Origin of the sequence: Halomonas gemina (assembly GCF_023554995.1) — a bacterium.
In the GTDB taxonomy this organism is placed as follows: Bacteria; Pseudomonadota; Gammaproteobacteria; order Pseudomonadales; family Halomonadaceae; genus Halomonas; species Halomonas gemina.
In genome coordinates, this window is the sequence record NZ_JAMJPK010000001.1 from 371,358 (window position 1) to 384,028 (window position 12,671).

Genomic DNA, 12,671 nt, shown 5'->3' on the forward strand with positions numbered 1-12,671 from the left:
TTGATGTCAAACCCCACCCTGGCCCGTGAAGTCGGGCTTCGACGTACCTTCGCGATCATCTCGCACCCCGACGCCGGCAAGACCACCATCACCGAGAAGATGCTGCTGTTCGGCAATGCCATCCAGATGGCCGGCTCGGTGAAGAGCAAGCGCAACGACCGCCATGCCACCTCCGACTGGATGAAGATGGAGCAGGAACGCGGTATCTCGGTGACCACCTCGGTGATGCAGTTCCCCTATGGCGGGCGCATCGTCAACCTGCTCGACACCCCCGGCCACGAGGACTTCTCTGAGGATACCTACCGCACCCTGACCGCGGTGGACTCGGCGCTGATGGTGATCGACGGCGCCAAGGGTGTCGAGGCGCGGACCATCAAGCTGATGGAGGTGTGTCGCCTGCGCACCACGCCGATCCTCACCTTCATCAACAAGATGGACCGCGACGTCCGCGACCCCGTCGAGGTGATGGACGAGGTCGAGGAGGTGCTCGACATCCAGTGTGCCCCCATGACCTGGCCGATCGGCATGGGCCGTCACTTCAAGGGCGTCTACCATCTCTACAACGACGTGATCCACCTCTATACCCAGGGGCAGGGCAGCCGGATCCCCGATGACCGGCGCATCGAGGGGCTCGACAATCCCGAGGTAGATGCGGTGCTCGGCGAGGAGCAGGCCGAGGAGCTGCGCATGGAGGTTGAACTGGTGCGGGGCGCCTCCCACGAATTCGACCACGACGCCTACCTGCGGGGCGAGCTGTCACCGGTCTACTTCGGGACCGCCATGGGCAACTTCGGGGTGCGCGAGATGCTCGACGGCTTCGTCGAGTATGCGCCCCCGCCCCAGCCGCGCGAGACCGACACCCGCACCGTCGAGCCGGATGACGAGCGCCTCACCGGTTTCGTCTTCAAGATCCAGGCCAACATGGACCCCAACCACCGCGACCGCATCGCCTTCCTGCGGGTCTGCTCGGGCAAGTACGAGAAGAACATGAAGATGCGCCACGTGCGCATCGGCAAGGACGTCAAGATCGCCGATGCCCTGACCTTCATGGCGTCGGATCGCTCCCAGGTGGAGGAGGCCTGGCCCGGCGACATCATCGGCCTGCACAACCACGGCACCATCCAGATCGGCGACACCTTCACCCAGGGTGAGGACATGCGCTTCACCGGCATCCCGCACTTCGCCCCGGAGCTGTTCAAGCGGGTGCGCCTCAAGGACCCGCTGAAGATGAAGGCGCTGCAGAAGGGCCTTCAGCAGCTCTCCGAGGAGGGCGCCACCCAGGTGTTCATGCCGCTGGACAACAACGATCTTATCCTCGGTGCCGTGGGTACCCTGCAGTTCGACGTGGTGGCCCACCGCCTCAAGGAGGAGTACAAGGTGGAGGCAGTCTACGAGGGGGTGAACGTCAACACCGCCCGCTGGATCTACTGCGAGGATGCCAGGAAGCTCGAGGAGTTCAAGCGCAAGGCGAGCACCAACCTGGCGATCGACGGCGGTGGCTACCTGACCTACATAGCGCCGACCCGGGTCAACCTGCAGATGACCCAGGAGCGCTGGCCGGAGATCCGCTTCCAGCCCACCCGCGAGCACTGATCACCAAGCAGAATGGCACCCGGCCGAGCGGCGCCGGGGATAGCCCGAAGCGGAGGTCCTATGCCAGGGATGGCATCGGTAGCGTCCAGGGAGGGATTCACAGCGCCTCCGCGATGGTCCGGCACCCCGGGGGCTGTCGCCGGGAAAGCCGCGACTCGAAGCCTGCCAGCGGAGTAGCTATCGATGCTGATCGATGCCCACTGCCATCTGGACTTCCCCGACTTCGATGCCGACCGCGAGGCGGTGATCGAACGGGCCAGGGTGGCGGGCGTCGTCCGTTTCGTCGTGCCGGGAACGACACGAGAGCGCTGGCCCACTGTGCTGGCGCTGGGCGAGCGCGACGACGTCAGCGTCTGCCTGGGGCTGCATCCCTACTTCATGGAGACGCATCGCGACGCGGACACTGAGGCCCTGGCGCGCGCGCTGGACGCGCATCCTGACGTGGTGGCGGTAGGCGAGTGCGGCATCGATGCACGCTTCGCCGAGACCCTCGGTGCCCAGTGGTCGCTCTTCGATGCCCAGCTCAGGCTGGCCAAGGAGCGCGAACTGCCGGTGGTGATCCACTGCGTGCGCGCCAACGACCAGCTGGCCAAGCGCCTTCGCCAGCTGGCGCTCCCCGCTGGCGGGCTGATCCATGCCTTCGCCGGCTCCCCCGAGCAGGCCCGGAAGTTCCTCGATCTCGGCTTCGTCGTCGGCCTGGGTGGCGCCGCCACCCATGAACGGGCGAAACGCCTGCAGCGGGCGGTGAAGAGCCTGCCCGATGACGGCTATGTGCTGGAGACCGACAGCCCCGACATGCCGCTGGCCGGCCACCGGGGCGAGCGCAACGAGCCGGCTCGGGTCGCCGAGGTCTGCCGGGTGGTGGCAGCGCTGCGAGGTCAGGCGGTGGAGCGGGTGGCCGAGGCAAGCACTACCACGGCCACCCGCCTGTTCGGCGGGTAGGCTATTCCCTGGCCGCAAGGCTCTCCGGGTCCAGTCGCTCGACGGGGTAGGGCAGCTTGAGCGGCTTGAGCTTCTGGCCGGCGCAGCGCAGCGGCAGGGCGGGTTCCCGGGTGCTCATCACCGCCAGTACCTCGGCCTCGCCGTAGGCGTCCAGTTCGGCGCAGAGCACCTCGCCGAGCCGCCGGTCGTCGGCGTCCTCGATGGCGCTACCAGCCTCCGGCAGCAGGCCACCGTCGAGCTGGGCGCGCACTAGGCGCTTCTTGACCTGGCCGCGAAAGTGCGCCCGGGCAACCACTTCCTGACCGGTATAGCACCCCTTCTTGAAGCTGATGCCGCCGAGCGCCTCCCAGTTGAGCATCTGCGGCAGATAGGTGTCGCGCTGCTCGGCCTCGAGCCAGGCCAGGCCCGACTGGATGTCGTGCAACCGCCACACGGCGTTGTCGACCGGCGTGGCATGCGTCTTCAGCCACTGCCACGCCTGCTCGACTTGCTCGACCGGCAGGCAGATCAACAGGCGCGGTCGCGGCCCGGGATGGGCCAGCACCTGATGCTGCGCATCGCCGGCCTGGTGCCAGGGCCGGGGCGGCAGGAGATCGAAGCGTACCTCGGCGAGGGCGGCGGCTTCGTGGCCGATCAGCCCCAGCAGGGCCAGGTCGTCGCGTTCGCGTAGTTCGACCTTGTAGAAGGGGGCGAACTTCTTCAGGTGCTCGGCCAACGGGGCCACCAGGCTGGCGTGCATCAGCAGGCGGTAGTGTGTCGGGGCGACGCGCAGCAGCTGGGCGTTGGCCAGCATCCGCCCCTTGGGCGTGCAGAAGCAGGTCAGGGGGGCGAACTCGCCGTCGGCCAGCGAGACCTGGGCGCTGGTCTGGCCCTGCAGGAAGCTCTCGGCATCGGGACCCTCGACGTCGAGCACCCCGAGATGGGCAAGCGGCGTTATCACGGTGGCATCCAGGGCGAGGCGCGGCGCGTCAGCGGTGTCGAACGTCACCCGGTATGCGGCCTCCTGCCGACCGCCGGTGGCAGCGATCCAATCCATCATCTCCGGGCTCCTCGTGGTTCGGCGTCAGGCATGGTCATATCCTCAAGGTGCGGGCGGGCAGGCGGCATTGCAAGCGCTGCCCGGCGCTCGGGTGGCATGCTAGACTCGGGCCTTCGCTCTCATTCATGCCGCGTCAGGAGCCGCCCATGGCCCACCAGTCACTGAGCTTTCAGGGCGTCGAGAACGCCGATCAGGTCAATCGCATCACCACCGCGCTGATGATGCTGGACGGCGTCGACAGTGTCGAGGTCGGTCGCCACGGGGCCGAGGTGGAGGGGCGCGCCAGGCGTGAGGCGCTGATCGAGGCGGTGCAATCTCTCAATCAGGGTATCGAGGTCAAGTGATGAAGAAGACCATTGAAGTCGTCAGTGAGCGCAACCATATCTATCGCCAGCGGGTCGAGCTGGACGGCTTCGACGACCTCTTCGTCGACGTGCCCGAGGCCTACGGCGGCGAGGGCAGCGCCCCGGACCCCCATGACTACTTCGACCTCTCGCTGGGCGCCTGCAAGGCGATCACCTCCATGATGTACGCCCGGCGCAAGAAGTGGCCGCTGACCGGCATCAGTGTCACGGTCAACCGGGACGACAGCCAGGAGCGTCACGGGACCTATCGGCTGGACGTGGCGATGACCTTCCATGGCATCGAGGACCCCGAGCAGCGGGACCGCCTGGAGGAGATCAGCCACAAGTGCCCGATCCACCGGCTGATGACCACGTCCACGGTGGAGGTGACCACCCGCACCGTCGACAGCACCGCCGAGGCCTGATCCCGGGTCAGAGCGCGTTTCACTCTCCGGGCGCCGTGCAGGCGCCCGCCTCGTCATCGGAGCCGACATGAGCAAGCCCTTCCGCCTGCAGTCCAAGTTCCAGCCCGCCGGCGACCAGCCTACCGCCATCCGGCAGCTGGTCAGCGGGCTGGAGTCGGGACTGGCGCACCAGACGCTGCTGGGGGTGACCGGCTCCGGCAAGACCTTCACCATGGCCAACGTGGTGGAGCGCCTGCAGCGCCCGACCATCGTCATGGCGCCCAACAAGACCCTGGCGGCGCAGCTCTACGGCGAGTTCAAGGCGTTCTTTCCCGACAACGCCGTCGAGTACTTCGTTTCCTACTATGACTACTACCAGCCCGAGGCCTATGTGCCCTCGTCGGACACCTTCATCGAGAAGGATGCCTCGATCAACGACCATATCGAGCAGATGCGGCTCTCGGCGACCAAGGCGCTGCTGGAGCGCCGCGACGCCATCATCGTGGTCTCGGTGTCGGCGATCTACGGCCTCGGCGATCCCGACCAGTACCTCAAGATGCGCCTGCACTTCACCCGCGGCGAGCTGATCGACCAGCGCAACTTCCTGCGCCGCCTGGCGGAGCTGCAGTACACGCGCAACGACATGGACTTCAAGCGCGGCACCTATCGGGTGCGCGGTGACGTCATCGACATCTTCCCGGCCGACGCCGAGGACGAGGCGGTACGCGTCGAGCTGTTCGACGACGAGATCGACACCATCAGCCTCTTCGACCCGCTCACCGGCGAGGTGCGGGGCCGGGTGCCGCGCATGACCATCTACCCCAAGTCCCACTATGTCACGCCCCGGGAGACCATCCTCGGTGCCATCGACGACATCAAGGCCGAGCTGGTCGAGCGGCTGGACTGGCTGCGCAGGCACGACAGGCTGGTCGAGGCGCAGCGCCTGGAGCAGCGCACCCTCTACGACATCGAGATGATGCTCGAGCTCGGCTACTGCAACGGCATCGAGAACTACTCGCGCTACCTTTCCGGGCGCAACCCGGGCGAGCCGCCGCCGACCTTCTTCGACTACCTGCCCAGTGATGCCCTGCTGTTCATCGACGAGAGCCACGTCAGCGTTCCCCAGGTGGGCGGCATGTACAAGGGCGACCGCTCGCGCAAGGAGACCCTCGTGGAGTACGGCTTCCGGCTGCCCTCGGCGCTGGATAACCGGCCGATGACCTTCCAGGAGTGGGAGCGCATCTGTCCGCAGACGATCTTCGTCTCAGCCACCCCGGGGCCCTACGAGGCCGAGCATGCCGGGCAGGTGGTCGAGCAGGTGGTGCGCCCCACCGGCCTGCTGGACCCCGAGATCGAGGTGCGTCCGGCCTCCACCCAGGTGGACGACCTGCTCTCGGAGATTCGCCTGCGCAGCGAGGTGAGTGAGCGGGTGCTGGTGACCACCCTGACCAAGCGCATGGCCGAGGACCTCACCGAGTATCTGGATGAGCACGATGTGCGGGTACGCTACCTGCACTCCGATATCGACACCGTGGAGCGGGTGGAGATTATCCGCGACCTGCGCCTGGGCAAGTTCGATGTCCTGGTGGGGATCAACCTGCTGCGCGAGGGGCTCGACATTCCCGAGGTGTCGCTGGTGGCGATCCTCGATGCCGACAAGGAGGGCTTCCTGCGCAACGAGCGCTCGCTGATTCAGACCATGGGCCGGGCGGCGCGCAACGCCCAGGGCAAGGCGATCCTCTACGGCGACCGGATCACCGACTCCATGCGCCGCGCGATGGACGAGACCCAGCGCCGTCGTGACAAGCAGATCGCCCATAACGCGGCCCACGGCATCACGCCGACCACGGTGACGCGCTCGGTGGCCGATATCATGGAGGCCGCCCAGACGCCCGGAAAGAAGAAGGGGCGCAAGGGCGAGCGCAAGGTGGCCGAGCGCGAGGCCCTCTACGACCCCGCCGAGCTGTCACCGAGCGAGCTGTTGAAGGAGATCTCGCGAACCGAGGACGGGATGCACGAGGCGGCGCAGAACCTCGAGTTCGAGGAAGCCGCCCGACTGCGTGACCGCCTGCACGAGCTCAAGGAGCGCCAGCTGCTCCTGGGCTCCGCCTGACGGGCGCCCGCCATGCCCGAGGGTCCCGAGATCCGTCGCGCCGCCGACCGGGTGCATCGCCAGCTCGCCGGTCGGCGTCTCGACGACGCCTGGTTCGCCTTCCCCGACCTGGCCGGACAGGCCGCCTCGCTGATCGGGCGCGAGGTCATCGCCGTGGACAGCTGGGGCAAGGCGCTGCTGACCCGCTTCGACGACGGCCGCGTGCTCTACTCCCACAACCAGCTCTACGGGGTCTGGAAGCTGCACGCTGCCGACCGCGAGCCGGACACCGGCCGTTCGCTGCGGGTTCGCCTGGTGGCGCAGGGCAGGGCGGCGAGCCTCTACAGCGCTTCGGACGTCTCGCTGTGGGAGGAGGGGAAACTCGGCGAGCACCCCTTCCTGTCGCGGCTCGGCCCCGATCTGCTGACGCACGGCGTGACGGTGGAGCAGGCCAGGGCAAGGCTTATCGCGCCGCACTTTCGGGGTCGCGGCCTGGGCGGGCTGCTGCTCGACCAGTCGCTGTTCGCCGGCATCGGCAACTATCTGCGCTCCGAGATCCTGTTCTTCGCCGGGCTGCATCATGCGGCGAGGCCGGTGGCGCTGGGGGAGACCGCCCTGGGGTGCCTGGCGGCCAGCCTGCTGGCGGTGACGCGTCAGGCCTACGACCAGGCGGGGGTGACCAATCGTGCCGACTGGGCCGCGGCCGACCGTGCCCGAGGGGCCAGTCGACGACGCTGGCGCTTCGCCGTGTTCGAGCGCGAGGGCCTGCCGTGCCACGCCTGCGGCACGCCCATCGTGCGGGGGATGGTGACCTCACGGCGGCTCTACTTCTGCCCCCGCTGCCAGCCGGCAGCCTGAGCAGTTACGACTTTATACCGTTATCTATCTTGCAGGTCGCTTCCATAACATCAGACCTTCGACCACAGCAATGTCGACAGCCGAGGGGGTAGGGTATAATGCCCGCCGTTCACGCCCGCCGCCGCGACCCCGGATCGCCTCGACGCGGGCATGCCGACAACGCCAAGGAGCTGCTTGCCCATGACCGTGATTCGCCAGGACGACCTGATCCAGAGCGTCGCCGATGCCCTGCAGTACATCTCCTACTACCACCCGAAGGACTTCATCGACGCCATGGCGGCGGCCTATGAGCGCGAGGAGAATCCGGCGGCCAAGGACGCCATCGCCCAGATCCTGATCAACTCGCGGATGTGCGCCTTCGGCAAGCGGCCGATCTGCCAGGACACCGGCATCGTCACGGTCTTCGTGCACGTGGGCATGAACGTACGCTTCGAGGCCGACATGAGCCTCGACGACATGATCAACGAGGGCGTGCGGCGCGCCTACCAGCTGCCCGACAACGTGCTGCGCGCATCGGTGCTGGCCGACCCGGACGGCGCCCGCAAGAACACCGGCGACAACACCCCGGCGGTCATCCACCACAAGCTGGTGCCGGGCGACAGCGTCGAGGTGCATGTGGCGGCCAAGGGCGGCGGCAGCGAGGCGAAGTCGAAGTTCGCCATGCTCAACCCCTCCGACAGCGTGGTCGACTGGGTGATGGAGCAGCTGCCCAAGATGGGCGCCGGCTGGTGTCCGCCGGGCATGCTCGGCATCGGCATCGGCGGCACCGCCGAGAAGGCCATGGAGATCGCCAAGGAGGCGCTGCTCGACCCCATCGATATCCAGGAGCTCCAGGCCCGCGGCCCCGCCAATCGTGCCGAGGAGCTGCGCCTGGAGCTGTTCGACAAGGTGAACAAGAGCGGCATAGGCGCCCAGGGCCTCGGCGGTCTGACCACGGTGCTCGACATCAAGGTCAGGGACTATCCGACCCACGCCGCCAACAAGCCGGTGGCGATCATTCCCAACTGTGCCGCCACCCGCCATGCCCACTTCACCCTCGACGGCTCCGGCCCCGCGGCACTGCCGGCGCCGAAGCTCGAGGACTGGCCGGAGATCACCCGGGAGGCCGGCGACAACGTCAAGCGCGTCGACCTCGACAGCGTGACCCCGGAAGAGGTGCGGACCTGGCAGCCCGGCGACACTCTGCTGCTAAACGGCAAGCTGCTCACCGGTCGCGATGCCGCGCACAAGCGCATGGTCGACATGATCGCCAAGGGCGAGCCGTTGCCCGTGGACATGAAGGGGCGCTTCATCTACTACGTGGGCCCGGTGGATCCGGTGCGTGACGAGGTGGTCGGGCCGGCCGGCCCGACCACGGCGACCCGCATGGACAAGTTCACCCGCACCATGCTCGAGGAGACCGGCCTGCTGGGCATGGTCGGCAAGGCCGAGCGGGGCGAGTCGGCCATCGAGGCGATCCGCGACAACCAGGCGGTCTACCTGATGGCCGTGGGCGGCTCCGCCTACCTGGTCGCCCAGGCGATCAAGAAGGCCCGGGTGGTGGGCTTCGAGGACCTGGGCATGGAAGCCATCTACGAGTTCGAGGTGGAGGACATGCCGGTGACCGTGGCCGTGGACAGCCAGGGCACCTCGGTGCACCAGACCGGTCCCGCCAAGTGGAAGGAGATCATCGCCGAGCGCGCCTGAGCGTCCCGTGCCGACGACGGCCCCGCCATCTGGTGGGGCCGTCGTCGTTGGGGGTATGCTGCAGGGGAGTGTTTTCCGGGCGGCGGCGCCGTCCTCCCACGGAACGGGGATCCGACCATGACCTCCTGGCTGATCGGCCTGGCGATCTTCCTGACCTACCTGCTGGGCTTCGTCTCGGCGGTGCTGGCCCTGATGTCCAGCCGCACCTCCCAGGGCGCCATCGCCTGGATCATCTCGCTGATTACCATGCCCTACGTGGCGGTGCCGGCCTACTGGATATTCGGCCGCCCGCGCTTCTACGGCTATGTCTCGGCCCGCGGCGAGCGCGATACCGTGCTGCGCCGCCTGCTGGAGCGCTACCGCGACCGCTTCGACCCCTACCTGCCCGATAGCGATGACGCGGACATCCGCGCCGTGGAACAGCTGGCGATGATGCCGTTGACCCGCGGCAACCGGGCGGCGCTGCTGATCGACGGCGAGGCGACCTTCGACAGCCTCTTCGCCGGGATCGAAGCGGCCGAGGAGTACATCCTCATCCAGTTCTTCATCGTCCGCGACGATGCCCTGGGCATCGAGCTCAAGCATCGGCTGCAGCGGGCCGCCGAACGGGACGTGCGTATCTACTTCCTCTACGACGAGATCGGCAGTCGCGGACTCGGTGACCGTTTCCTGCGTGACCTCGCCGAGACGGGCGTCGAGGTCAGTGCCTTCCGCTCCTCCCGAGGATTCAAGCACCGCTTCCAGCTCAACTTCCGCAACCACCGCAAGGTGCTGGTGGTCGATGGCCGGGAAGGGTGGCTGGGAGGCTTCAATGTCGGCACCGAATACCTCGGCCAGCATCCCCGCCATGGCCACTGGCGCGACACCCACCTCAAGCTCACCGGCCCCAGCGTGCTAGGGCTGCAGGAGGCCTTCTGGGAGGACTGGCACTGGGCCACCGGCGAGATGATCACGCTGACCTGGACGCCCCGTCCGAGCGAGGAGGCCAACCAGAACGTGGTCATCGTGCCCTCCGGGCCGGCGGACCCTCAGGAGACGGCAAGCCTGCTGGTGCAGCATGCGATCCACAGTGCCCACGAACGCTTCTGGGTCACCAGCCCCTATTTCGTGCCCGACCAGGGGGTGCAGGATGCCCTGCGCCTGGCGGCGATGCGCGGCGTGGACGTGCGCATCATGATGCCCGAACGCCCCGACCACCTGCTGGTCTTCCTCTCCGCCTTCTCCTTCCTGCCCGACATGCTGCGGGCCGGCGTCAGGGTCTACCGTTACCAGCCGGGGTTCCTGCACCAGAAAGTGATGCTGATCGACGATGCCGCCGCCAGTGTCGGCACGGTCAACCTGGACAACCGCTCCTTCCGCCTCAACTTCGAGATCACCGCCGTGGTGCCCGACCGGCAGTTCGCCGCCGAGGTGCGACTGATGCTCGAACACGACTTCACCGACTGCCGTCGCGTGGCCCTCGATGAGCTGACCCGTCGCCCCCTGTGGCGCAAGCTGCTCTCCCGGGCGGCCTACCTGCTCTCGCCGATCCAGTGAGGAGACTTGGGTCGCGACCGTCGCTGGGGTACATTAGCGGGCTTCGAAGGCTCCCCGGCGGGAGCCGTGCACGCAGACATCCTGGGGAGTCCTGGTGAACCTCGAGACCAAGTGGCTGGAAGACTTCGTCGCCCTGGCCAGTACGCGCAGCTTCTCCGCCTCGGCCCGTCAGCGGCATGTCACCCAGCCGGCCTTCAGCCGGCGCATTCGCTCCCTGGAGCAGGCGGTCGGCGTGACCCTGGTCGATCGCTCCACCACCCCGGTAGACCTGACGCCCGAAGGGCAGCTGTTCCTGGTCACCGCCCGCAATATCGTCGAGCAGCTCAACGAGAGCCTCGGCCACTTGCGCGGCCTGGCCATGGCCAACGAGGCGCTGGATATCGTCGCCGCCCACTCCCTGGCGCTGAGCTTCTATCCCCCGTGGATCTCCCGGCTACAGCAGGGGCTGGGCGAGCTGCCCACGCGGCTGGTGGCCATGAACGTGGGCGACGCGATCCATGTGCTGCGTGAGGGCAACTGTGACCTGATGCTGGCCTACTACGACCCCTACGCCAGCATGCAGCTCGATGCCGAGGTCTTTCCCTCCTTCTCCATCGGGCAGGTGAAGATGCTGCCGGTCTGCCTGCCCGACGAGCAGGGCCGGCCTCGCTTCCCGCTGGAGGGCCAGGAGTCGATTCCTTATCTGGCCTATACCCAGGGCGCCTTCCTGGGGCGCAGCGTGCGCATGCTGCTCAAGAACGACCCCTTGCGCATGCGGCTGAGAACCGTCTACGAGACGGCCATGGCTGAAGGGCTCAAGGGCATGGTGATGCAGGGCATGGGCATGGCTTGGATCCCCGACTTCTGCATTCGCCAGGAGCTCAAGGAGGGGCGCCTGGTGCGGGCCGGTGGCGAGCAGTGGGACGTGCCGCTAGAGATCCGTCTCTACCGCTGCTCGCTGGTGCACAAGCCGGGGGTCGAGAAGCTGTGGCGACAGATGATGAAGTTGCCGCGCGATTTCCTCCAGGCCTGAACAACCCATGATTTCCTACTTCGCTAGCCAGGCCTGACGTCGCTCGTGACGGAAATCCTTGGCTTGTTTCAATTCCCACCGAAGTCGGCGGGCAGTCCCAGGAAGTCCTGGATGATGAAGAAGTGGTCCTCGAACAGCCCCTCGGGGTCGAGGTCGGCCAGGGGGACCCAGCGCGCATGGTCACCGCCGCGTACCGGCTTGAGCTGGGGCAGCTGCTGCTCGGGACGCAGGGCGAAGTAGAAGGCCTCGGCCAGGGTGCGCCCCCGCCAGCTGCGGTGGGGTTCGTCGAACAGCCGCTGGCCGCGCAGCGAGCCCTTGAGCACTGCCTCGGGGACCTTGAGGCGGACACGCTCGCGAAGCTCCCTCAGGCAGGCGTCCATCAGCCGCTCATGGGGGCTGATGAAGCCGCCGGGCAGGGCATAGAGCCCCTTGCCGGGCGCGGCCGTGCGCCTGACCAGCAGCACGTGTCCGGACTGTACCACCACGGCATTCACGGTGACGAAGATCGGCGGGTAGGGAGCCTGGGCCCAGGCCTGCCGGTACTGGTCCAGCAGGTGCTGTTCCTCGACCAGCTGGTCGTAGGGCGCCTCCGTCAGGAAGTCGCATATCCGCGCCACCACCCCGGGGGGCAGGTCATGGGCGGCGTGGGTGCTCAGGTAGTCCTCCGCCGAAGAGGCGGAACGGAACAGTCGATCGCGGATGCGGCTCGCCGAGATCCCCTCCACCAGGGGCACGCTGACCGATTCCCACTGCGGGAAGAGCGCGAGGTAGTAGCTGGACTGGCCCCGACTGGCGCCGATCAGGCCGATGCGCGGAAGCCGGGCGTTGTCGGGTCTGGCGATGTCGCGCACCTTGCGCTGGACGTCGCGCACCCAGACATCGTTGTTGTAGAGGGCATCGAGCAGCGGCACGACCTCGAGCCGGGCATTCTCCTCCTCCTCGAAGGCGCTTCGCAGCATGTACAGGCGCTCATCGTAGCGCCAGGGGTTGCGCAGCGAACGTGCCTGCCAGGCGGAACCCACCAGCACGATGACCTGGCGCGCGTGGCGCAGGGCCTCGCGGATCACCGCCAGGTGCCCCAGGTGGGGAGGCTGGAAGCGGCCGATGAACACCAGGCAATCGAAGTCGGGCGGGCTGTCGGCGTCCGGTCGTGCGGTCATGGGGC

At 67.5% G+C, this 12,671-nt stretch carries 11 protein-coding genes; 9 read left to right on the top strand and 2 right to left on the bottom strand.

All coding sequences use genetic code 11. The features are described 5' to 3' along the window. Nucleotides 1–3 precede the first annotated feature (3 nt). Both prfC and M8009_RS01855 read left to right on the top strand, forming a co-directional pair. On the top strand, nt 4–1,593 hold the full coding sequence (gene prfC / locus M8009_RS01850) for a peptide chain release factor 3 (protein WP_250059062.1): 1,590 nt from the start codon (nt 4–6) through the stop codon (nt 1,591–1,593). A 183-nt stretch (nt 1,594–1,776) separates the two neighbouring features. Further along, complete coding sequence (locus M8009_RS01855; RefSeq protein ID WP_250059063.1) at nt 1,777–2,535, top strand: TatD family hydrolase; 759 nt, start codon at nt 1,777–1,779, stop codon at nt 2,533–2,535. Between the two features lies 1 nt (nt 2,536). Here the strand turns inward: M8009_RS01855 and ygfZ are convergent, their stop codons facing one another. After that, complete coding sequence (ygfZ, locus tag M8009_RS01860; RefSeq protein WP_250059064.1) at nt 2,537–3,574, bottom strand: CAF17-like 4Fe-4S cluster assembly/insertion protein YgfZ; 1,038 nt, start codon at nt 3,572–3,574, stop codon at nt 2,537–2,539. Nucleotides 3,575–3,720: 146 nt separating this feature from the next. On the opposite strand from ygfZ, the gene M8009_RS01865 reads away from it, so the two are divergent. The 7 genes from M8009_RS01865 (at nt 3,721) to M8009_RS01895 (ending at nt 11,506) form a co-directional block, all read left to right on the top strand. Next, the gene (locus M8009_RS01865; protein ID WP_250059065.1) at nt 3,721–3,918 is read left to right on the top strand and encodes a hypothetical protein; all 198 of its coding nucleotides are present in this window, start codon (nt 3,721–3,723) and stop codon (nt 3,916–3,918) included. Beyond that, the gene (locus tag M8009_RS01870; RefSeq protein ID WP_250059066.1) at nt 3,918–4,343 is read left to right on the top strand and encodes an OsmC family protein; all 426 of its coding nucleotides are present in this window, start codon (nt 3,918–3,920) and stop codon (nt 4,341–4,343) included. Before M8009_RS01865 ends, M8009_RS01870 begins: the two co-directional genes overlap by 1 nt. 67 nt (nt 4,344–4,410) lie before the next feature. Continuing rightward, nucleotides 4,411–6,435: an excinuclease ABC subunit UvrB gene (gene uvrB, locus M8009_RS01875; protein WP_250059067.1), complete on the top strand. Its 2,025-nt coding sequence runs from the start codon at nt 4,411–4,413 to the stop codon at nt 6,433–6,435. A 12-nt stretch (nt 6,436–6,447) separates the two neighbouring features. After that, nucleotides 6,448–7,272 carry an endonuclease VIII gene (gene nei, locus M8009_RS01880; protein ID WP_250059068.1) on the top strand — a complete coding sequence of 275 codons (825 nt, stop codon included), beginning with the start codon at nt 6,448–6,450 and terminating at the stop codon, nt 7,270–7,272. Nucleotides 7,273–7,452: 180 nt separating this feature from the next. Next, nucleotides 7,453–8,958: a fumarate hydratase gene (locus M8009_RS01885; protein WP_250059069.1), complete on the top strand. Its 1,506-nt coding sequence runs from the start codon at nt 7,453–7,455 to the stop codon at nt 8,956–8,958. Nucleotides 8,959–9,075: 117 nt separating this feature from the next. Then, the gene (cls, locus tag M8009_RS01890; protein WP_250059070.1) at nt 9,076–10,494 is read left to right on the top strand and encodes a cardiolipin synthase; all 1,419 of its coding nucleotides are present in this window, start codon (nt 9,076–9,078) and stop codon (nt 10,492–10,494) included. 94 nt (nt 10,495–10,588) lie between these two features. Further along, a complete protein-coding gene (locus M8009_RS01895; RefSeq protein WP_250059071.1) occupies nt 10,589–11,506 on the top strand; it encodes a LysR substrate-binding domain-containing protein in 918 nt (305 codons plus the stop codon). A 68-nt stretch (nt 11,507–11,574) separates the two neighbouring features. On the opposite strand, the gene M8009_RS01900 is transcribed toward M8009_RS01895, so the two are convergent. Continuing rightward, nucleotides 11,575–12,666, bottom strand: coding sequence for a bifunctional nicotinamide-nucleotide adenylyltransferase/Nudix hydroxylase (locus M8009_RS01900; protein ID WP_250059072.1), 1,092 nt, complete (start codon nt 12,664–12,666; stop codon nt 11,575–11,577). Nucleotides 12,667–12,671: the final 5 nt, after the last annotated feature.

Coding starts and splice junctions, on each gene's coding strand:
- M8009_RS01900 (WP_250059072.1), bottom strand. CDS start 12,666: ATGACCGCACGACCGGACGCCGACAGCCCGCCCGACTTCGATTGCCTG.
- prfC (WP_250059062.1), top strand. CDS start 4: ATGTCAAACCCCACCCTGGCCCGTGAAGTCGGGCTTCGACGTACCTTC.
- cls (WP_250059070.1), top strand. CDS start 9,076: ATGACCTCCTGGCTGATCGGCCTGGCGATCTTCCTGACCTACCTGCTG.
- M8009_RS01865 (WP_250059065.1), top strand. CDS start 3,721: ATGGCCCACCAGTCACTGAGCTTTCAGGGCGTCGAGAACGCCGATCAG.
- uvrB (WP_250059067.1), top strand. CDS start 4,411: ATGAGCAAGCCCTTCCGCCTGCAGTCCAAGTTCCAGCCCGCCGGCGAC.
- nei (WP_250059068.1), top strand. CDS start 6,448: ATGCCCGAGGGTCCCGAGATCCGTCGCGCCGCCGACCGGGTGCATCGC.
- M8009_RS01885 (WP_250059069.1), top strand. CDS start 7,453: ATGACCGTGATTCGCCAGGACGACCTGATCCAGAGCGTCGCCGATGCC.
- M8009_RS01855 (WP_250059063.1), top strand. CDS start 1,777: ATGCTGATCGATGCCCACTGCCATCTGGACTTCCCCGACTTCGATGCC.
- M8009_RS01870 (WP_250059066.1), top strand. CDS start 3,918: ATGAAGAAGACCATTGAAGTCGTCAGTGAGCGCAACCATATCTATCGC.
- ygfZ (WP_250059064.1), bottom strand. CDS start 3,574: ATGATGGATTGGATCGCTGCCACCGGCGGTCGGCAGGAGGCCGCATAC.